General features: G+C 67.5%; 16 protein-coding genes. 6 read left to right on the top strand and 10 right to left on the bottom strand.

What is annotated here, in order from left to right; genetic code table 11:
* Positions 1 to 46: 46 nt before the first annotated feature.
* Positions 47 to 1,240 carry a Xaa-Pro peptidase family protein gene (locus Q0817_RS16260; protein WP_298590604.1) on the top strand — a complete coding sequence of 398 codons (1,194 nt, stop codon included), beginning with the start codon at positions 47 to 49 and terminating at the stop codon, positions 1,238 to 1,240.
* A 125-nt stretch (positions 1,241 to 1,365) separates the two neighbouring features.
* Here the strand turns inward: Q0817_RS16260 and Q0817_RS16255 are convergent, their stop codons facing one another.
* Positions 1,366 to 2,994 carry a PucR family transcriptional regulator gene (locus Q0817_RS16255; protein ID WP_298590648.1) on the bottom strand — a complete coding sequence of 543 codons (1,629 nt, stop codon included), beginning with the start codon at positions 2,992 to 2,994 and terminating at the stop codon, positions 1,366 to 1,368.
* Positions 2,995 to 3,206: 212 nt separating this feature from the next.
* On the opposite strand from Q0817_RS16255, the gene Q0817_RS16250 reads away from it, so the two are divergent.
* The 3 genes from Q0817_RS16250 to Q0817_RS16240 all read left to right on the top strand — a co-directional run bounded on the left by Q0817_RS16250 (position 3,207) and on the right by Q0817_RS16240 (position 7,280).
* Positions 3,207 to 4,727 (top strand): CoA-acylating methylmalonate-semialdehyde dehydrogenase, encoded by a 1,521-nt coding sequence (locus Q0817_RS16250; RefSeq protein WP_298590601.1) that lies wholly within the window; start codon positions 3,207 to 3,209, stop codon positions 4,725 to 4,727.
* A 10-nt stretch (positions 4,728 to 4,737) separates the two neighbouring features.
* A complete protein-coding gene (locus Q0817_RS16245) occupies positions 4,738 to 6,108 on the top strand; it encodes an aspartate aminotransferase family protein (RefSeq protein ID WP_298590599.1) in 1,371 nt (456 codons plus the stop codon).
* A 737-nt stretch (positions 6,109 to 6,845) separates the two neighbouring features.
* On the top strand, positions 6,846 to 7,280 hold the full coding sequence (locus Q0817_RS16240) for a PACE efflux transporter (protein ID WP_298590596.1): 435 nt from the start codon (positions 6,846 to 6,848) through the stop codon (positions 7,278 to 7,280).
* A 248-nt stretch (positions 7,281 to 7,528) separates the two neighbouring features.
* Here the strand turns inward: Q0817_RS16240 and Q0817_RS16235 are convergent, their stop codons facing one another.
* Complete coding sequence (locus Q0817_RS16235) at positions 7,529 to 8,131, bottom strand: recombinase family protein (RefSeq protein WP_298590593.1); 603 nt, start codon at positions 8,129 to 8,131, stop codon at positions 7,529 to 7,531.
* Between the two features lie 341 nt (positions 8,132 to 8,472).
* Here Q0817_RS16235 and Q0817_RS16230 point away from each other — a divergent pair.
* Positions 8,473 to 9,302 (top strand): IS5 family transposase gene (locus Q0817_RS16230; protein WP_298590590.1). Its coding sequence is split into 2 segments (ribosomal slippage): positions 8,473 to 8,829 and positions 8,832 to 9,302, totalling 828 coding nucleotides; the frame shifts between segments, so codons are not numbered across the junction.
* A gap of 9 nt (positions 9,303 to 9,311) precedes the next feature.
* Here the strand turns inward: Q0817_RS16230 and Q0817_RS16225 are convergent.
* Genes Q0817_RS16225 through Q0817_RS16190 form a run of 8 tightly spaced genes read right to left on the bottom strand, consistent with a single transcriptional unit; the run spans position 9,312 to position 18,401 of the window.
* Entirely contained in the window at positions 9,312 to 9,743 is a 432-nt protein-coding gene (locus tag Q0817_RS16225; protein ID WP_298590587.1) for a DUF4913 domain-containing protein, read from the bottom strand.
* Positions 9,744 to 9,746: 3 nt separating this feature from the next.
* Complete coding sequence (locus Q0817_RS16220; protein ID WP_298590584.1) at positions 9,747 to 11,555, bottom strand: type IV secretory system conjugative DNA transfer family protein; 1,809 nt, start codon at positions 11,553 to 11,555, stop codon at positions 9,747 to 9,749.
* Entirely contained in the window at positions 11,552 to 13,303 is a 1,752-nt protein-coding gene (locus Q0817_RS16215; protein ID WP_298590581.1) for an ATP/GTP-binding protein, read from the bottom strand. Before Q0817_RS16215 ends, Q0817_RS16220 begins: the two co-directional genes overlap by 4 nt.
* Complete coding sequence (locus tag Q0817_RS16210; RefSeq protein ID WP_298590578.1) at positions 13,303 to 14,820, bottom strand: SCO6880 family protein; 1,518 nt, start codon at positions 14,818 to 14,820, stop codon at positions 13,303 to 13,305. The genes Q0817_RS16215 and Q0817_RS16210 overlap by 1 nt, the downstream gene beginning before the upstream one ends.
* Positions 14,801 to 16,681, bottom strand: coding sequence for a type IV secretion system protein (locus tag Q0817_RS16205; protein ID WP_298590576.1), 1,881 nt, complete (start codon positions 16,679 to 16,681; stop codon positions 14,801 to 14,803). The genes Q0817_RS16210 and Q0817_RS16205 overlap by 20 nt, the downstream gene beginning before the upstream one ends.
* Positions 16,674 to 17,423 (bottom strand): hypothetical protein, encoded by a 750-nt coding sequence (locus tag Q0817_RS16200; RefSeq protein WP_298590573.1) that lies wholly within the window; start codon positions 17,421 to 17,423, stop codon positions 16,674 to 16,676. Before Q0817_RS16200 ends, Q0817_RS16205 begins: the two co-directional genes overlap by 8 nt.
* A 46-nt stretch (positions 17,424 to 17,469) precedes the next feature.
* Positions 17,470 to 17,769 carry a hypothetical protein gene (locus tag Q0817_RS16195; RefSeq protein WP_017832684.1) on the bottom strand — a complete coding sequence of 100 codons (300 nt, stop codon included), beginning with the start codon at positions 17,767 to 17,769 and terminating at the stop codon, positions 17,470 to 17,472.
* The gene (locus Q0817_RS16190) at positions 17,766 to 18,401 is read right to left on the bottom strand and encodes a DUF6668 family protein (protein WP_298590570.1); all 636 of its coding nucleotides are present in this window, start codon (positions 18,399 to 18,401) and stop codon (positions 17,766 to 17,768) included. The genes Q0817_RS16195 and Q0817_RS16190 overlap by 4 nt, the downstream gene beginning before the upstream one ends.
* Before the next feature lie 127 nt (positions 18,402 to 18,528).
* On the opposite strand from Q0817_RS16190, the gene Q0817_RS16185 reads away from it, so the two are divergent.
* Positions 18,529 to 18,798: a helix-turn-helix domain-containing protein gene (locus Q0817_RS16185; RefSeq protein WP_095651506.1), complete on the top strand. Its 270-nt coding sequence runs from the start codon at positions 18,529 to 18,531 to the stop codon at positions 18,796 to 18,798.
* The last annotated feature ends 6 nt before the right edge of the window (positions 18,799 to 18,804 follow it).

Genomic DNA, 18,804 nt, shown 5'->3' with positions numbered 1-18,804 from the left:
ACGCCATCGGGCACCCAATGCTTGGCATTATTGAAGGAGAATATCGATGAATACGCCGCCGCCTACCACGGGCATCAGCGAACTGCCAGACCAGTCCATCATGAACTTTGCGCCTGTTGAGTATCGAAACCGGCTGGACCGACTGAGCACGACCCTGCGGGAGCAGGACATCGACGTCTATATCGGTACGACACCGGAGAATCTGAACTACTTCACCGGTTTCGATCCGCTGGGTCTCTACTTCTACCAGCACCTCACTTTCACGCCCGGTGCCGACGAGCCGACGCTGCTCACCCATAAGTGCGAGAAGGAACTGGCGCGCATCCAATGCTGGATCCAGGACATTCGGCATTGGCAGCACGGCGACGATCCGATTGGCATGACTGTCGCCCAATTGCGCGATCTCGGAGTGCGTGCCGGCAGCCGGGTCGGCCTGGAGATGGACAACTGGTACCTGAAGGCCTCCACCTACCGAGCATTGGTGGAGGCTCTCCCGGATGTGGAGTTCGTCGATGTCACCGTCCCGGTGCTCAGGCTGCGCACCATCAAGTCGCCGGCCGAGATCAACAGAATGCGCAAGGCGGCGGAGTTCTCCGACATTGGGTTCCGCGCGGCGATCGACACCCTGCGGCCGGGGGTGCGGGAAGTGGACCTGCTGGCAGCGGTACAGTCCGCCATGACGACGGCAGGTTCGGAATACCCCACGCTTCCGTTCATCATCGGTGCCGGGCCGCGCAGCGGCCTGTTCCACGGCGTCCCGACCGAGCGGGTGGTCGAGAAAGGCGATCCGGTGATGCTGGAGATCACCGGCTCCCACGGGCGGTACAACAGCAACATTGTGCGCACGGTGGTGGCCGGAGAAGCCTCACCGATGCTCAAGGAGCTCTGGAAGATTGCCAATGATGCGTTCTGGATCCCGTTCGAGCAGGTCCGACCGGGCACTCCGGTGTCCGAGCTGGACCGCCTCAGCCGGGAGGCTCGGCGCGCGTACGCGGATTACATCCCGGCCCGCGCCGGCTTTGGCATGGGCCTGGCCTATCCCCCGGTGTGGGCCGGCCGGCCGGATGTCCTCGTCGGTAACGACGAAGTGCTCGAGCCCGGGATGATCTTCTCCCTGGAGCCCTCGGTGGCCCAGTACCACGGGACCACCGTCATCTTCGGGTACAACATCCTGGTCACCAGCACCGGCGCGGAGATTCTGCAGCAGACCCCGGCGGAGATCTTCGAGGTCGGCTGCTGACCATTGCCCGACGCCCGACGCCCGACGCCCGACGCCCGACGCCCGACGCCCGACGCCCGACGCCCGGCGCCCGGCCGAGGTCGTGACAGAGGCAGGACCGCAGCACGCCCTGCGGGGCGCGTCGGTCACGGTGAGGCACTGCGGCCGACTTCTCGGAGCCGATACCAGAGCACAGCAACGTGCAGGGCGGCGCGGGATTCGGCGTCTTCCAGGGACACGCCCAGCCGCTCCTGCAACCGGGCCAGTCGCGCGTAGAGGGCCGGGCGGCTGAGGTAGCCGGTGCGGGCCAACGCGGATTTGTTGCCGCCGTGCTGCAGGTAGAGCTCCAGTAGGTCCAGGGCCGCGGCGTCCTGCCCGTCGAGCAGTGGCGCCAGTTCCGCCTCGGCGAACGCCGTGACGCGGGGGTCCGCCCCCAGTAGGGCGAGCAGACCGCGCAATCGGACGTCGGAGAAGCGGTAGTAGAGGCGCCGACGGATCTCCAGGGTGCCAGCGATGCCGGCGACCTGCGACGCCTCGTCCAGAACGCCGGCGGCCTCCAGCAACGACTCCCGGCTGCGCCCTACTCCGACGGACCACGTCGTGTCCCCGCTCCGGGACCCGGCCAGGTCCTCGAAAATGCGCTCGAGGACAGGGTCCTCGAGCTGGCGGGCGGGAACTGCCAGCAGCACGCCCAATGCGCCGGAGTGCATGCCCGCGGCCAGCATGGACCGGCGGGCCCGGCGGACGACGTATGCCAGGTCCGCCAGGAGCGCTCTCTCCCGCAGTTGCAGGCTGGTGGGGTCCTCGCCGGGAAGACGGTCCAACTGCACGACGACCGGCAGATAGTACGCCGCCGCCTCCATCCCCAGGGCGGCGGCGCGGGTGCGCGCCTCCTGCTCGGTCAGGGCGTGCGGTTGGCGCAGCTCGTGCAGGAGACCGGTCTGCGCCTGGTGCAGCAGGTCCTGTTCGTCGCGGCCGGCCATGCGGGCGATGGTCAGGGCCTGCCCGGCGCGTTCCAGCACCTGGAAGGCGTCGGTATCCTCGGCGTCGCCAGGTAGCGCGACGGGGACGACGAGACGTCCCCACCGCCGGCCGCGGACGCCCACCGGGGTTTGCAGCCACTCCTCCGCGTCGGCTCGCCGCCCGGTCTCCTCCCGGTACCCGACCCGGCGCGCGCGCTCCACCCAGTTCTCCAGCAGGACCGCGGGGTCCTCCGCGCCGGCCTGAAAAGCGAGCACCCGGTGGGCCACGTCCTCCAGCACGACGGGGGTGGTGAGCAGCTCGGCCGTACGGTCCACGATCTGCTGTTCGCTGGCGCTTTCGAGGCTGAGCTGGGTGAAGACTTCGTGGACGCGCCGGGCCCGTTCCACCCGGGCCAGCTGTTCACCGACCAGCATCTGGTGTGCCACCTGGGTGACCCGGACGAAGCGGATGGATCCGGTCAGCAGCACCACCGGCAGGGACCGACCCCGTGCGGCCGCCCGGAGGACGTCAATCGCATGGGGTGCCGGCTCCCCGGCCGCGTCCACGAGCTCGATCACGGCTCCGGCGGCTCCGGCGGCCTGCAGATCGCCCAGGAACCGCGCCGTGGCCGCGAAGGATCCGCGGAACGTCTGGCCGGTGCTCAGCACCAGCTCGCCCCCTTCGAGCAGGGCTCCTACATGCTCGGTGTCCGCGATGTGCACCCACCGCACCGCAGTGTCCAACAGTTCCGCACCGGAGAGGACCTCCGGATGTCCGGCTCGTATCTCGGCCTGCTCAAGGACGACCCGCACGGTCACCGGAGAGGTCCGCGGAAGCCCGCTGGCCTCCTGGACGAGTTCCGTCCTGCCTTCTACCCGATTCGTCATTGACACAATGTATCGCTCGGTCGAATATTCGCTACAGTCTGTATGTTTCGTCACGGTGTACCGCTGCTCAGGATGGACTCGACACCACCTCCGCGGGGGCTCCCCCGCGCCCCGACTCCCGTCCGAGAGAGCAGCGCATGCAGACCGCCACGCAAACCACCATCCGTACGATCACCCACTGGATCAACGGTGCGCCCATCGAGGCCGATCAGGACTCCCGCATCGGAAAGGTCACCAACCCGGCCACCGGCCGAGTCACCTCCCAGGTGCCACTGGCCCCCACCAGCACGGTCGACCAGGCCGTCGCCGCGGCCGCCACGGCGTTCCCGGCGTGGCGCGACACCTCCCTCGCCCGCCGCACCCAGATCATCTTCGCCTTCCGCGAGCTGCTCAATGCCCGCAAGGGCGAGCTGGCGGAGATCATCACCGCCGAGCACGGCAAGGTCCTCGACGACGCCCTCGGGGAGGTCTCCCGCGGCCAGGACGTGGTCGAGTTCGCCTGCGGCATCCCGACCCTGCTGAAGGGCGGCTTCACCGAGAACGCTTCCACCAAGGTGGACGTCCACTCGGTCCGCCAGCCGCTGGGGGTCGCCGCCATCATCTCCCCGTTCAACTTCCCCGCCATGGTGCCGATGTGGTTCTTCCCGGTGGCCATCGCCGCTGGCAACACCGTGGTGCTCAAGCCCAGCGAGAAAGACCCCACCGCCGCGATCTGGATGGCCGAACTGTGGAAGGAGGCCGGGCTGCCCGACGGCGTCTTCAACGTCGTGCACGGCGACAAGGAAGCCGTCGACGCGCTGCTGGACAGCCCCGACGTGGCCTCGGTGTCCTTCGTCGGCTCCACCCCGATCGCCCAGTACGTCTACGAGCGCGGCACTGCCAATGGCAAGCGGGTCCAGGCCCTGGGCGGGGCGAAGAACCACATGTTGGTGCTGCCCGACGCCGATCTCGATCTCGCTGCCGACGCGGCCGTCAACGCCGGCTACGGCGCGGCAGGGGAGCGGTGCATGGCGATCTCGGCGATCGTGGCCGTGGAGTCCATCGCCGACGAGCTGGTGGCGAAGATCGCCGAGCGCACCCGCACGCTGCGCATCGGCGATGGCACCCGCGGGGCCGACATGGGCCCGCTTGTCACCGCCGCCCACCGGGACAAGGTGGCCAGCTACATCGACGCCGGCGAGCAGGCCGGCGCCACCCTGGTCCTGGACGGCCGCCAAGTCGACCCGGATACCGATGGTGAGGGCTTCTTCCTCAACCCGACGCTGTTCGACCACGTCACCGCCGACATGTCGATCTACACCGACGAGATCTTCGGCCCCGTGCTCTCCACCGTGCGGGTGCCCAGCTACGACGAGGGTGTGGCGCTGATCAACAGCAATCCCTACGGCAACGGCACCGCGATCTTCACCAACGACGGCGGGGCCGCGCGCCGCTTCGAGAACGAAATCCAGGTCGGGATGGTCGGGATCAACGTCCCGATCCCCGTCCCGATGGCCTACTACTCCTTCGGCGGCTGGAAGAACTCGCTGTTCGGCGACACCCACGCCCACGGCGCCGAAGGTGTGCACTTCTTCACCCGCGGCAAGGTCGTCACCAGCCGCTGGCTGGACCCCAGCCACGGCGGCCTCAACCTCGGCTTCCCGACCAACGACGCCTAAGGAGCTCACCGTGACCGACACCACCACCGAGACCGCAGCGCTCACCGCTGAGGAGATCGAGGCCGGCCGCCGGGCCTACGACCTGGACCGCGCCCACGTGTTCCACTCCTGGTCCGCCCAGGGGTCCCTCGACCCCATGACGGTGCTCAAGGCCGAGGGCTCCTACGTCTGGGACGGCGAGGGCAACCGGCTGCTGGACTTCTCCTCCCAGCTGGTCAACACCAACATCGGCCACCAGCACCCGAAGGTGGTGGCCGCCATCGTCGAGCAGGCGCAGACCCTGTGCACCATCGCCCCGCCGCACGCCAACGTGGCCCGCTCCGAGGCGGCCCGGTTGATCGCTGAGCTCACCCCCGGGGACCTGAACCACGTGTTCTTCACCAACGGCGGGGCCGACGCCGTGGAGCACGCCATCCGCATGGCCCGCCTGCACACCGGCCGACACAAGGTGCTCTCCGCCTACCGCAGCTACCACGGCGGCACTCACCTGGCCGTGAACGCCACCGGGGACCCTCGTCGGTTCTCCAACGACTACTCCGACTCCGGCGTGGTCCACTTCATGCCCGCCTATCGCTACCGCTCATACTTCGACGCCACCACCGAGGCGGAAGAGACCGAGCGGGCGCTGCGCCACCTCGAGGACATGATCGTGCTCGAGGGTGCGCAGAACATCGCCGCGCTGATCCTTGAGTCGATCCCCGGCACGGCTGGGATCTACCTCCCCCCGGCCGGCTATCTGGAGGGCGTCCGGGAGCTGACCCGCAAGTACGGCATCGTCTACATCGCCGACGAGGTCATGGCCGGCTTCGGGCGCTCTGGAAAATGGTTCGCCGTCGAGCACTGGAAGGTGGTCCCGGATCTGATCACCTTCGCCAAAGGCGTGAACTCCGGCTACGTCCCTCTCGGGGGTGTCGCCATTTCGGAAGCCATCTACAACACCTTCCGCGACCGGCCCTACCCCGGCGGGCTGACCTACTCGGGCCACCCGCTGGCGTGCGCCGCCGCGGTCGCGGCCATCAACGCCATGCGGGACGAGGGCATGATCGATCACGCCGCATGGTTGGGCGAGAACGTCTTCGGTCCCGGGCTGCGCGAGATCGCCCAGCGCCACCCGTCGGTGGGCGACGTACGCGGCATCGGGTGCTTCTGGGCGGTAGAACTCGTCAAGGACCGCACCACCAAGGAACCGCTGGCGCCCTACGGTGGTTCCTCGCCCGCGATGACCGAGCTCGTGGCCGCGCTTAAGGCCGCCGGCCTGCTGCCGTTCGCCAACTTCAACCGCATCCACGTGGTGCCCCCGCTGAACATCAGCGAGGCCGACGCCCGCCGCGGTCTGGAAATCCTGGACGCGGCCCTAGACGTGGCCGACCGCCACGCCTGACTTATTGCATTGATGCTTCGCAAATTCGAGGCAAAACGGGAGGGACGAAAGCATGGCGGATTCAACCGGTGGTCGAAACACCTCGCTGAGGGTCACCGAGCACTTGGCGGTGTAGGGCATCGCGCCCTCGACCGGAACCCTCGGGGACGCCTACGGTAACGCCCTGATGGAGACGATCAACGGCCTCTGCAATACCAAGTGCATCCGCACGAAGGTCTTCCACGACGGGGCCTACAAGACCCTATCCGACGTCGAGTACGCCACGGCTGGCTGGGCCGGTGGTACAACTCCCAGCGGCCGCACTCGAGCGTGGGAAACCTCACGCCGGTAGAGCGCGTACACGTTCACTACACCTCCCTCATTCACGAGGGGTACCCAGTATGAGAGCGGCAGAGAGCTAAGGGGGATTCAATTTCATCCTTTTCGGCGGCTCGTCAGGTAAGCCGGACGAGCTGTCACCTATCCGCAGATCTGTCCTGTCCGCCTACGCGATGGGCCTGGGTGGTGCGCCTGGGGTGCTTGGTAGACTGATGACAAGACGACCGTGCCGGCACAGGGCTGGCGGCGTCCAGCTTCCGTTCCATGGACGCGAAACCGGTGGAGGACTTCCCATGGACTGACCAGGGGGGTCCTTTTTGATGCCATTGACCGGTTCGAGCAACACGCAGACAACACCAACGAAGACGGTTCCCAGCACACCGCCCATCCCGATGGGCCCAGGTGGGCGACCACCGCTGATGCAGCGCCGGGTCTTCCCCACACCGATACACCGCCGGGTCGTCTACGCGCTGGTCTTCGAGGCCTTGGCGATCGTGTTCACCACCCTAATTCTGGCTGCACTGGGCAACTCGACCGGAGCCAGCGCCCTGATCGGCGTGGTTTCCTCGGTGGTCGCGTTGATCTGGAACATGGTCTTCAACACGTTGTTCGAGCGCTGGGAGAAGCGCAGCGGAAGCACCGGCCGGCCCCTGAAGGTCCGGGTCGTGCACACATTCCTGTTCGAAAGCGGGTTGGTGGTCGTTCTGGTCCCGCTGGTGGCTCTGATCCTGCAGGTGTCCTTGTGGGAGGCGTTGCTCTACGAAGCCGGATTGATCCTCTTCTTCCTGGTCTACAACGCTGGCTACGCCTGGTGCTTCGACCGGGTGTTCGGGTTGCCTGACTCAGCCCGATAGAACCTACACCCTTGAACCAGGCGGCGTGCAGGAACCCTCCGTATGCACAGTGATCCAGTAGGACGCGGACGGCGGCCGCAGGGACTACCGGGGAATCCAGGTGGATCGGAGTCACCGGGCCGGGACCTCCTGCCGCGCTCGTGCGGAGTCAGCGCGGGCCGATGCTGAGAGACCCGGACATGATCTGCTGAGCCGACCGTCTACCGCACGATCCATCGAGAGCTAGCCAAGCGCACCAGCTGAAGCTTCTAGCCACCGTGGGGGGGCAACAGCTCTCGGATCCGCCGATAGAGCGTCGCCCGGGACATGCCGAGGTCCCATGCGACCTGGGCGACCGGCTCCTCGGACTCGATCAGCCTCAGCGCGTTGCGGATCTGAGAGCCGCTGAAAGCCTGGCGCCGCCCGCCGAGGTCCTTGCCGGCGGCCCTGCGTTCGGACACCGAGTCGGTGATCCGTTCCCGTTTGATCCCCAGTTCCATCTGAGCCAGGGCGGCCATGGCGGTGAAGACCGTCGAGCCCATCGGTGTGGCGGTGTCCACGTCTCTCCCGCCGAGGTTCAGCACCCGCAAACCGGCTCCCTGGCTTCGTAGGGCTTCGGCGAAGGCCAGCATGTTCTGCGCCGACCGCCCCAACCGGTCCAGCGTCGTGATCACCAGCGTGTCGCCCTCCTCAAGAGCGGCGACCGCCTTGTTGTCGAAGGTGGGGCGGAATGCACGGCTTCTAGACAATCTGTTGTCGACGTACATGTCATCAGGTCGCACGCCAGCGGCCAAGATGTCAGACACTTGACGGTCTGCGTCTTGCTGACGCGTCGACACTCTGGCGTACCTGATCAGCTTCCCCGTACCCACCTCACCTGTCTCGCAACCTACGTTGAGTATCCGATTCTAAGGGTGCGGATAAGGCACAAGGATGCGAGACAGTCCGAATCGCGGAAACTCGCAGGAACAAATTTGACGGACGAGACGTCTCGCATCCCTGTATTGAGGTGCGCATCTACGGGAATTGTCAGATGTCGATGCATCTTTCGAATTGGGAAATTTTCCCAATAGATGGCGTGATGACCCGGGAGAGATGGAAGTTATGAAGCTCCTACTGCGATTGTGCGTGGAATCAGACCACTTAGAAATGGTTTCAATAGTTTGCGGTCGGGGGTAGCCAGGCCCGCGGCGCGGTGACGATCATGGTCGCCATGACGAGGCTGAAAGTGTCTCAGCGGCTGGTCAGCGACCAGTTGTGGGAGCTGCTGGAACCCTTGATCCCGCAACCCCCACCGGCGAAGAACGGGCGCACCGGCAGGCCGCGGGTCGATGACCGGGCCGCACTGGAGGGCATCCTGTTCGTGGCCGAGAACGGCATCGCGTGGAAGAAGCTCCCCACAGAGCTGGGCTTCGGCTCCGGGATCACCTGCTGGCGCCGACTGCGGGCATGGCAGGAGGCCGGGGTGTGGGAGAAGCTCCACCACGCCGTCCTCGACCAGCTCGGGCAGGACGGGGTGCTGGACTGGTCGAGAGCGTCCCTGGACTCGGTGAGCGTCCGGGCCAAAAGGGGGGCGAGCTGACGGGGCCAAACCCCACGGATCGCGGCAAACTTGGCACGAAGTACCACCTGCTGGTCACAGCCGACGGGTTGCCGCTGGCGGTGGCGATCACCGGAGCCAACCGGCACGACTCCATGCTGGTGGAGCCGATCCTGGACGGACTGGCCCCGGTCAAGGGGCGAGGCCGCGGACGGCCACGGCGCCGCCCGGGGAAGCTGCACGCGGACAAGGCCTACGACAACAAGAGGGTGCGCCGCTACCTGCGCCGGCGCGGGATCACAGCCCGCATCGCCCGGATCGGAGAGGACTCCAGTGAACGGCTCGGTCGACACCGCTGGGTCGTGGAACGAACCATCTCCTGGCTACTGGCCTTCCGCCGCCTGGCCATCCGCTACGACCGCAGCGCCACCACGATCACCGCCGTGGCGACCCTGGCCATCACTGTCATCTGCGCCCGCCGACTGACCCCAAAGGACTATTGAAACCATGTCTTACTCGAAAAGCCCGGCTGGTGGAAGGTCCAGCGGAAGCGGTATCCCTTTGGGGCTGTGTGCTCTGGGTGTGCAGCCGTGGAAGGGCCCCTTTTCGTCGAAGAGCGCCCGCATGGTGGGGTCGGCGTAGTCGCGCCACCACACGGCCAGGCCGGTGGTGGGGTCGGTGCGCAGGTTCTCCCAGGCCCGCCAGAGGCCGGTGAGGCGGCTGACGGCTTCTTCGTGTCGCCACCATTGGGCGCACCAGGTGAAGGTGGTGGAGCGGCCGGCGAGGTCGATGTCGCGGCGGTACTGGTAGGCGAGGTGTTCGGTGACGAACTCGGCGACGTTGGCGTAGACGAGATCCCGCTCCCCCTCCCCCGGTTCGGCTTCCTCGAGGGGTTCGTCGTCGATGTCGTCGTGGCTGCTGGTGCGGCGGGCACCGATGTCCATGGCTTACTCTTTCACCAGGGCCGCCCACCGGTTCCCCGTGGGTGCGGCCGGGCTCGGCTCATCCTCCTGGGACTCGGGTGCGGGACCTGCTGCGGCGGGGGCGGCGGTGGGTGCGTTGTGTGCGGCTTCGGAGGCCGCGGCCGCTTGGGCGTAGGGGCGGGCACTGACCGGGACGGTGCGGACCAGTACGGCCCGGGCCCCGGAGCCGAGCATCACGGCCCGGCCCTTGGGCAGGGCGGCGAGGTCGGCGACGGAGAGGATGTCGTCGGTGGCGTCCTGGCGGGAGGTGGACCCGGAGTCCTTCTGCCTCGAGGAGGAGACGGAGGTGTAGGTGTACTTGCCGATCAGCTCGGAGAGCATTTTGAGGAAGCCCTCTTCCTTGACGTTGCCGCCGTAGGTGACGACGTTGGCGGTGGAGAACAGCTTGCGCATCCCGGATTCGCCCCAGACGTCCACGCCTTGGGACCAGGACTGCAAGAACGTGGAGACCACGATGCCCCGCGACCCGTAGTGGCTGTAGAGGTCGGGCAGGTTCGCCCACCGGCAGACGTTGGCGGCCTCATCGAGCACGCACAGCATGGGCGTACTGAGTCGGCCTCCGGTCTGGGTCACGGCGTGCTCCTCGGCCGCTGTCACGGTGGCCACGGTCAGGGCGGTCACCAGAGGCCCGGCGGTGCCGGCCCCTTCCTTGGACAGGGCGTAGAGGGTGTGCTTGCCGGTCACGAACGCTCGGGGGTCGAACTGCGGGCGGTCGTCATCGGGATCCAAAGGGTTGACCCAGGCGGAGATCTTTTCGTTCTTCAGACACGCGGCCATCTGCAGGGCGGTGGAGTAGACGCTGCCCCGGTACTTCTCGGGCTGACGGATGGTGCTGGCCATCGAGTCGGCCTCCTTGGACCAGCCGTGGGCGTCGAGCAGCTTGGCGGGGGTGTCATCGGTGGAGCGGGTCAGCCAGTAGTGCACGCGCTCAATCGGCTCCCCACCCACCGCGGCGGCAAGCAGGAGCCCGGCCAACAGGTCCTTGCCGGCGGAGTCGAAGTGGGCATCACCCATCTTCGCCCCGGCCGGACGCGATCCGATCGAGAAGTTCGTGGCCATCTCCGCCGCCCGCTCACTGTCGGTGACGTAGCTCAGCGGATTCCACCACCAGGTCGGGGCCTCCCCGGCCACACCCTGCGGATCGAAGACCCACACGTCACCGTCGGCGGCGCGGATGTCGCGGGTCAGATCGGAGAGGTCGCGTTTGTTGGAAGTGGCGATCACCGGGCCCGGGGCCTCGATGATCGACGGGGCCGCCTGGGAGGTGGTCTTGCCGGTGCGGGTGCCCCAAATGTGCACCAGGGTGTCCTCCCAAGAGGCATACAACGTATGCCCGCCGCGGACCATCTTCCCGATCATCACCCCCGGGGCCTCCACACCGAAGCGGGCAGCCTTGGCCTTCGCTTCCTTCTCGGTGAAGGGAGCGACGTCGCGGACGGTGGCCATGCGCACGGCCGCCCGGTCGTGCTTGACCAACTTCTTCGCCTTCTGGTGACGCTTGAAGCCCCACAGCACGAATAGCCCGGTCAGGAGCAACCAGACCGTGGCGGCCAGGACGATCTCGGTGGTCCGCCAGGGGAGATCGCCGGTGAAGGTGCTCAGGGACCGCTCCCAGTACCCGGTGGGCAGCGGGTCGGTGCGCGGGGTTAGGGCATGGCCGGCGCTGACCACCGTGTAGAGGATGGCCGGGATGCCGACCAGGGTGAAGAGCAGGGTCAGCAGCAGGGCGACCTCCCCGCCGCCGGTCTTGTACTTGCGGTCCAGGGAGCTCACCGGTCGCCTCTCTCCTGAGCGGCGCGGGACTTGGCCTCGTGCCACTTCTTCTCGGTGTCGTGGACCTGGGACCGGCGTTCGGTGGGGGTGAACTCCATCGAGAACGGGATCCCGGCCCTCGAGCCGACTTTGATGAAGAACTTCCCCTGGCCCGGGGGTGGGGTGGTGGTGCGGTCGTCGAAGTACCAGGCGGCGTTCTCGTCATCGGCCAGCCACTGAGTGAGCTCATCGTCGGTGAATGCCTGGTCGGTGGGTTGGTAGACGTCGTCGTTGGTGTACTCCAGGGCTTCGTCGCCGCGGCGGTTCCAGGCGGGCGGGTCCTGCCAGTTCGCCAGCTGCTCCTGCTCACGCATGGACAGGGGCACGGACTCGGTGAGCAGCGGCATCTCGGACTTGGCGAGGCCGCCGAGGATCTTGATGCCGCAGCGGTCCATGATGCCTTTGGCCTTCGCCCGGTCCTCTTCTCCCCGGACGGCCATGAGATCGGAGGGGGTGTGGGAGGCCATGATCTGGCCCACCCCCCATTCCCGGTTCAGCCGGGTCAGGGCGTTGACCTGGTCCACGATGCCGGGCCCGGCCGCCAGGGTGTTCCACAGCTCATCGAGGATCACCAGGAACCGCTGACGTTCGATCACCCCGTCATCGGCGAGCATGTTCGAGGTGGTGACGGTGCCGAAGCCGGCCGACCAACAGGCCATCAGGGTCGCCGACCGCAGGTCGGACTCGGTTTGGGAGATGCGGGAGAGGTCGAAGACCATCGGCCTCGAGGCGTCGATCTTGTTGGTGGAGGGGTGGGCGAACATCTGCCCGAAGGCCCCGGAGCCGCACAAGGAGTTCAGCGAGGACTCCAGACCCTCGGTGATGTCCTCGTAGCGGGCGTCGTTGCCGCGGTCCAGGGCGACCTCGCGCACCTCGACCGGCTTGTCCTTCAGGACCTGGCGCAGATCGGCCATCACCGGCACCGTGCCCGACTCGGCGTGGCGGGCCTCGAGGACGGTGAGGCACCGGTCCAGGATCGACTCCTCCCGCTCATCCAACGGCTTCTTCCGCAGGATCGCGATCAACGAGGCGATCAGCGACCGACGCCGCGAATGCAGCTCGTCCAGCAGCTCCTCCGCCCGCGCGGGCAAGAGCAGCTTGGCGGCCGCCATGGCTCCGCAGTCATCGAGGGGGTTGATGTGTCCGACACCGCGGCCCAGGGGAAGGACGGCTCCGCCGAGGGCTTCAATCATGGCCACGTGCTCGCCCTTGATGTCGCCGAGGATCAGCGGCCACACCCCGAAGGCGGCCAAACCGATGGCCATCCGGCGCAGCAGGGAGGACTTGCCCAGCCCTGGGTTGGCCATCACGAAGGCCGAGGGATTGGAGATCACTCGGAGCTTCAGGAACCAGGAGATCGGGTCGCAGCACACCGGTTCCCCCGAGAGCAGGTTCCGCCCCAACGGCACCCCCTCCAGCGGGGACCCACCGCCCATGGGGAAGGGGAACAGCCCGCACACCTGGTAGTTGGTCCCGCGCATCTCCCGGATCGGGTGCAACAGTCGCGCTTCACCCAACCCCCGACCCTTGTGCCCCCGCGGACCCGGGCGACGGGCGGTCTGGGCAGTGACCGAGGTGCTGCCGGTGCGCTTGGGCTTGGCGAACACCTTGCCGCCCTTCACCCGGGCGAAGGCCCTCTCCAGGACGGTGGTCGAGGCGTTCCCCCGGCTCTCGGGGAGGATGATCTGGTCTCGCTGCTTCTGCTTCATCACAGGGCGTTCCTCACGGTCGAGGGCAGGGCCAGGTGGTCCGGGATCACCACACCCAGAGGCAGGCTGGCGGCAAAGGTCGAGTCCTGGGCACCGTAGGCCTCCTCCAGGCGGATCCTCGCCGAGGTCCCGAGGTTCTCGATGATGGCTTCGGCCTCATCCAGCTCGCCCCGTGTCCGGACGGTGGCGGTGACGACGAGCCCGAAGTTCAGCAACCCCGCCCCGTCGGCTTCTTCGGCTGCGGTGGCCTGGGCGGCGCGGGTTTCGCGGGTGTCCCGTGCGGTGGCGCGGTTGCGGGAGGAGGCGTTGAAGGTGGCGGTGTTGATGTCGTTCTCCACCATCTGCGCGGCCCTCGCGGGGTCGATGGGGCGGTAGAGCAGGGTGACGCGCTTGCGCACCAGTTCCGGGTTCGGGGCGATCAGGGCTTGGAGCACGTTGGCTTGGACGGCGGAGCGTGGGGGCACGGACATCGCCCAGGACTTCGACCAGGAGTTGTTGTGGTGGTAGCAGTCCCAGAAGGTGTCGGCGGCCTGCGGGCCGACCTCACTCCAATCCAGCTCCGGGGCCACCCCCTGGGCGTGGGCCCGGTCGAAGAGCACTGCCTCGGCCGGGTCGTAGGCCACCCGGATGACCTCGCACAGCTGCTGAGCCGTGAGTGGGGCGGCCACCCCGGCGCCGGTGTCGTTGAGCGACAGGGTGAGGTTGGGCAGCCGGGCGGCCAGATCATTGGCGACCTCTTGAGCGTTGCGGATCCGCCCGCCGGCCCGCACGGAGGCTTTGAAGGTCACCGCGATGTAGGCCCGAGTGACGGTGGCCCCGGTGGGCAGCATCTGCACGGTCTCGTTGATGACGTCGCGGGCGAAGGCCGGGGCGTTCTCGGCCATCCGGGCCTCGATCTTTCGGGCCAGGCGGTACCCGGAGTCCGGGGCGGTCTCGATGGTCACCGAGGCGGCGGTCAGGCCGGGCTCGTCGGTGAGCATGCCCAGCCAGTGCGCCCAGCGGTCCACCCACCGGTTGATGTGCTCTTGGTCGACCATGCCTCCGCCGTCGGGTTCGGAGGAGAACACCACGGTGTAGTGGTGTTCCTGCGGGACCTCGACCAAGGCGAAGGGGCGGCCGTAGCCGTCGACGTGCTCGGTGATCGTGGAGCGGGCCGAGATTCCGGGCAGCTTCGTGGTCCCTGACGGCACCCGGGACACCGGCCCGGCCCGGTAGACGTTGGCCCCGCTGTAGACGGCGTTGGCCCACCCGGCCCGGCGCACGATGCGCTCGATGAGGGTGCGTCCGTGCTTGTTCTTGCTCATCGACAGCGCGATCAGGACCAAGATCACCGCCTCGAAGGCCAGGGCGACCAGCCACAGGTTGAGCATCATCAGCAGGATCCCGCCGACCACGCCACCGATCAGCAGGACCGTGCCGGCGGTGGAGAGCCCGGCCAGGCCCTTGGAGGTGGGAGTGCGGAAGTTGCCGTACACCCGCGGACGGTTCTCGTCCGTTCTAGCTTCGGTCTGCGCCATCAGGGCGGCCCTCATTTCCGGTCTCGTTGGCGATCTGCGCCTTGACGGCACGTGCCTGCTGCTGTGCGGCCTTCCCGAGCTGTCCCGCACCGGCGGGGCCAGTCGGCCGCGCCCCGGTACGCAGCGGTGTCGCACCGGAGCCACTGCCTGGGGACGGGCGGGCTCCGGTGCTCGTTGTCGGGCGGGCCCCGCTGCCCGGTGCTGCCGTACCCGCACCATGACCTGGGGCGGGTTGCGCCCCGGTGCCCGTGGAGGGTTTTCCGGCTCCGTCGTGGCCAGGTACCACGGCAGAGGCTGCACCTGCCGAGCTGTTGGGTGAGGTGGAGCTCCCAGCGGAGGTGCCGCCTCCGGCACTGGACTGAGTGGCCTCGGAGACGGTTTCCCCGGTCTTCTTCACCGCGTCCGCGGCCATCATTCCGGCCGCGACCGGGGCCGCGGCCGCACCAGCGGCGGCAGTGCCTGCGGTGCCCGCGGCACTCGTTCCTGTGGTCCCTGCGGCACCGGCCCCAGTCGTTCCCGTGCCCCCACCGCCGGTGGGAGCGGGGCTCGAGTTGGTGGGGGCGCTGGCCTTGCTGGGCGGCTGGGCAGTCGAGCTGTCGGAGCCGAAGCCGCGGCCCGACCGAGCCAGGTGAGATGCGCCCTGCGGGATCGCCGCGCCCATCGCCGCGATGCCCAGCGCCCCGCCGCTACTACCGCCGGAGGAGGACATCGAGCCCAGCACGGGGCTGAGGAAGCCGATGAGCACGGGCAGGGCGAACACGGAGGCGACGATCATCATCAGCCCGGCGGCGAACTGGATCAGCCCGCTGCCGGCGTCCTCCCACACCCCGGTGGTGGACATCTTGATCGCCAACCCATAGATCAGCGCCGCGGCGGGCTTGTAGAAGGCGAAGGCCAGGGTCCAGGCGATGACCTTCTGGAAGAAGTTCTTGCCCGTCTCGGTGTTCAGGAACGCGGCGGAGAGTGGCAGGATCCCGGCCATCAGGAACAGCATCCCGGTGCGCAGCACCATCAGCATCAACTGGATGATGTTCACGATGATCGCCACGACCCCGCCGACGATGATCAGGATGACGTTGCCGCCCAACCACACCGGATCCGCCGCCCCAGTACTGGTGGCGTTGTCCAGGGCCAGGAGTTTGAGTACATCGGTCTGGAAGTCCTCGCCGATGGCGGAGTCGATGATCTGCACGGCCAGGGCGTCGGTGCCGGCCACCAGGACGTTGAGAATCGTCACCCCGGAGGCCGTCACCACGGCCAGGGTGAGCAGATTCTTCAGCAGCTCGCGGGCCGGTTCGGCACGCTGGGTCCAGGCCATCTGGGCCCCGGCGATCATCACGCTCAGTGCGGCCACGGCCAGGGTGAGGTAGAAGGTCTGGTCCTGGATGAAACCCACCGACCCGGACAGGTTCGGCGCCCGGGCCGGGATGAGGAAGCCGATCAGGCTGGTGGCCCCACCGATCAGCGCCGCCCCGGAGGCCAGCACGGTGGCCGTGTTGACCAGCCCGGCCCCGTCGCCGCGGCGGGCGTTGGTGGCCAGCACGATGCCCAGGAACAGCACCCCGAACACGCACACCCCCAGCCCGATCCAGCTCGCGTAGCTCAGCAGCAGATCGACCTGATCGTTGAACGCTCCCCGGACCGGAGCCTCAGCAGCGCCGCCGTTCTCGCTGGTGAGGCTGGCGCTGCCAACCGTGGTCCACATGGATCCCAGAGAGGCGATCGTCTCCACCACGGCCGAAGTCACACCGTCGGCGATCTGATCCAGCGCATCCCCGGCTGCCCCGGTGAGCGCATCGCTGATTCCTTCCTTCGTGTTGCAGACGAGGTCGAGCCTGCCGCAGCTTTCCTCCTCAGCCATCGTGAGGTCCCCACGTGATGTACCCGTTCAGGTCTGACACCTGGCCGGCAACAGGGCCTGTGTCTCCGTTGTCGCGGAATACGAAGCGCCAATCACCGTCCTGCCAAACCATGTCAGCGCTGCTGGTGATGTACGTCTTCTCTGATCCGTCGTCTGCAGCGGCCACTACTTCAACGCTGGCCTTGTCGCCGGTGTAGGAGAGAAGACGGAAGCCGGCAATCTGCACAGGAGTGGTAGATGCGTCGTTCTCCGCGATGCGCTGTCGGATCTGCCCGATGTTGATGTCCTTGCCCGGGCCGTCCAAAGCCAAGGCTTGAGTCGTGTCCAGGAGGAGCTGTGGGTCATTGCTGGAGGCCAACATGTTCGCGACGCTCAGTAACGCCCCTTCGGGAGTGTGGGAGTAGCAGGAGCGCACACCCGTTGACTCGTCTACGGTGCCCGGTCCGTGCTCCTCCGAGGACGGTGCGTAGATCGCGCCCAGGGCGGTCCATTCGACGTCCTCGGGCGCTTTCGTGAGCGTGGTGCCGCCGGAGGCGTCCAAACCACACTCCGACTCTCCGCCCGCCACCGGTTCGGCGGTGGCGGCTGGCGCCGGGGCGGCCTGGGTGGGCTCTTCACCGTCGGGCCACAGCCACAGAACCACCCCCAGCACGATCAGCAGCGCGACCAGGACCGCTGAGATGAGGAAGCGGGGGGCCTTCCACCAGGTGCTGTTGTCGTCGGTCTCGATCTGATCTGTCACCTGCTGCTCCTCTGATGCGGGGGGTTGGTCTTGCGGAGGCCAGAGGTCATGCCCCGGAGATGAAGGAGAGGATCGAGGCGCCCCCGGAGATCAGAGCCACGGCCAGCACGATCTTGATGATCCCGGAGACCTCCTCGGTGGTCTCCCCGCGGCGGGCGTCGAAGGCCATCTTTCCGCCGACCACCAGCAGCCCCAGTACGGCGATGCCCAGGGCGATCCACTTGCCGACACCGACCATGCGGTTCCAGGTGTCGCCGATCCCGGGAGGGGCCAGCGGGTCGGAGTCGGGCAGGGCGGCCGGCAGCGCGAGCACGGTGTCCTGTGCAGCCAGTACGAGGTCGATCATTGGGGGGTCCTCTCAGATATTGCTTCATCGGCTGCCTCACCGAGGGCGGTGAGGACTTTTCTCGGCTCCCGGGCCATGGATTCCCAGTCCACGGTCCCGGTGAGCCGGAGCTCTTCGATCCAGGGCACCACCCAGGTGGAGGGCACACCGCCGGAGATCACCCGGGTCGCTGCGGCCAAGGACTTCGGGGGGCGGCCTGGGGCATCGGCCACCAGGACCAGGCCTTGGAGATCGACATCGGGGTGGGCGCCGGCGGCCCAGTCGCGGGCGGCGAGGCGGGCGGCGTCGAGGCCCCGCTTGTTCTGCCGGGCCACGAGGAAGACCGGCGCGGGGGCGTGCTGGGTCTCCTCATCAGGGCGGGCGGGCCACCGGTGATGGCAGGCCACGCCGCCGAGCAGTTCGGCCAGCACGGACTCCCCGGCCCCACCGTGGACACCGAGCCAGAACGCGTCATGGGTGGTGGTGAGAAACCGCCCCAGTCGCCCCTCGTCCTCGGAAAGACCGGTCACGCCTCGCTGGGGACCTGAGGCGCCGCGCAAGACCGTGACGGTCTCCTCGGGGACGTCTTCGAAGATCGGGCGGGTCTGCTCCTGGGTGGAGGGCGATACCAACTCAGCCCAACGGTTGTCCATCACACCTCCTCGCTTGCAGGGCCTCCAATAGACTGGACCCTATGTGCATTAGACAACACTGAGAGAGGATTAGCAATGTTAAACAACACTAGACAACAAGTGAGTATGACTGTGTACAGTGCCCAGTATGAGGGCGCAGGTGATCGTCGTGTCTGACGCGCTGGATCGGCTCTTCGAGGGCCTGCCCGAGCGGCTGACCGTCGACCAGCTCGCGCAGGTGCTCGGACTCGGTGATCGCACCATCACCTACCGCTGGTTGCGCGACGGCATCGTGCCGGCGATCAAGCTCGGCAAGACCTGGCTGATCCTGCGTGACGACATCAAGGAACACCTTCGCTCTCAGTACAACGTCCCCCATTCCACCGACAATGACGGGGCGCACACGAACGAGGAGTAGGGAGAG

Source organism: uncultured Kocuria sp. (assembly GCF_947500125.1).
In the GTDB taxonomy this organism is placed as follows: Bacteria; Actinomycetota; Actinomycetes; order Actinomycetales; family Micrococcaceae; genus Kocuria.
This window is presented reverse-complemented; position numbering and strand designations above follow the sequence as displayed.

Bases quoted from the DNA above. Each gene is read 5' to 3' on its own strand.
- Q0817_RS16215 (WP_298590581.1), bottom strand. From the start codon at position 13,303: ATGAAGCAGAAGCAGCGAGACCAGATCATCCTCCCCGAGAGCCGGGGG.
- Q0817_RS16185 (WP_095651506.1), top strand. From the start codon at position 18,529: ATGAGGGCGCAGGTGATCGTCGTGTCTGACGCGCTGGATCGGCTCTTC.
- Q0817_RS16190 (WP_298590570.1), bottom strand. From the start codon at position 18,401: ATGGACAACCGTTGGGCTGAGTTGGTATCGCCCTCCACCCAGGAGCAG.
- Q0817_RS16210 (WP_298590578.1), bottom strand. From the start codon at position 14,820: ATGGCGCAGACCGAAGCTAGAACGGACGAGAACCGTCCGCGGGTGTAC.
- Q0817_RS16195 (WP_017832684.1), bottom strand. From the start codon at position 17,769: ATGATCGACCTCGTACTGGCTGCACAGGACACCGTGCTCGCGCTGCCG.
- Q0817_RS16250 (WP_298590601.1), top strand. From the start codon at position 3,207: ATGCAGACCGCCACGCAAACCACCATCCGTACGATCACCCACTGGATC.
- Q0817_RS16260 (WP_298590604.1), top strand. From the start codon at position 47: ATGAATACGCCGCCGCCTACCACGGGCATCAGCGAACTGCCAGACCAG.
- Q0817_RS16240 (WP_298590596.1), top strand. From the start codon at position 6,846: ATGCAGCGCCGGGTCTTCCCCACACCGATACACCGCCGGGTCGTCTAC.
- Q0817_RS16225 (WP_298590587.1), bottom strand. From the start codon at position 9,743: ATGGACATCGGTGCCCGCCGCACCAGCAGCCACGACGACATCGACGAC.
- Q0817_RS16205 (WP_298590576.1), bottom strand. From the start codon at position 16,681: ATGGCTGAGGAGGAAAGCTGCGGCAGGCTCGACCTCGTCTGCAACACG.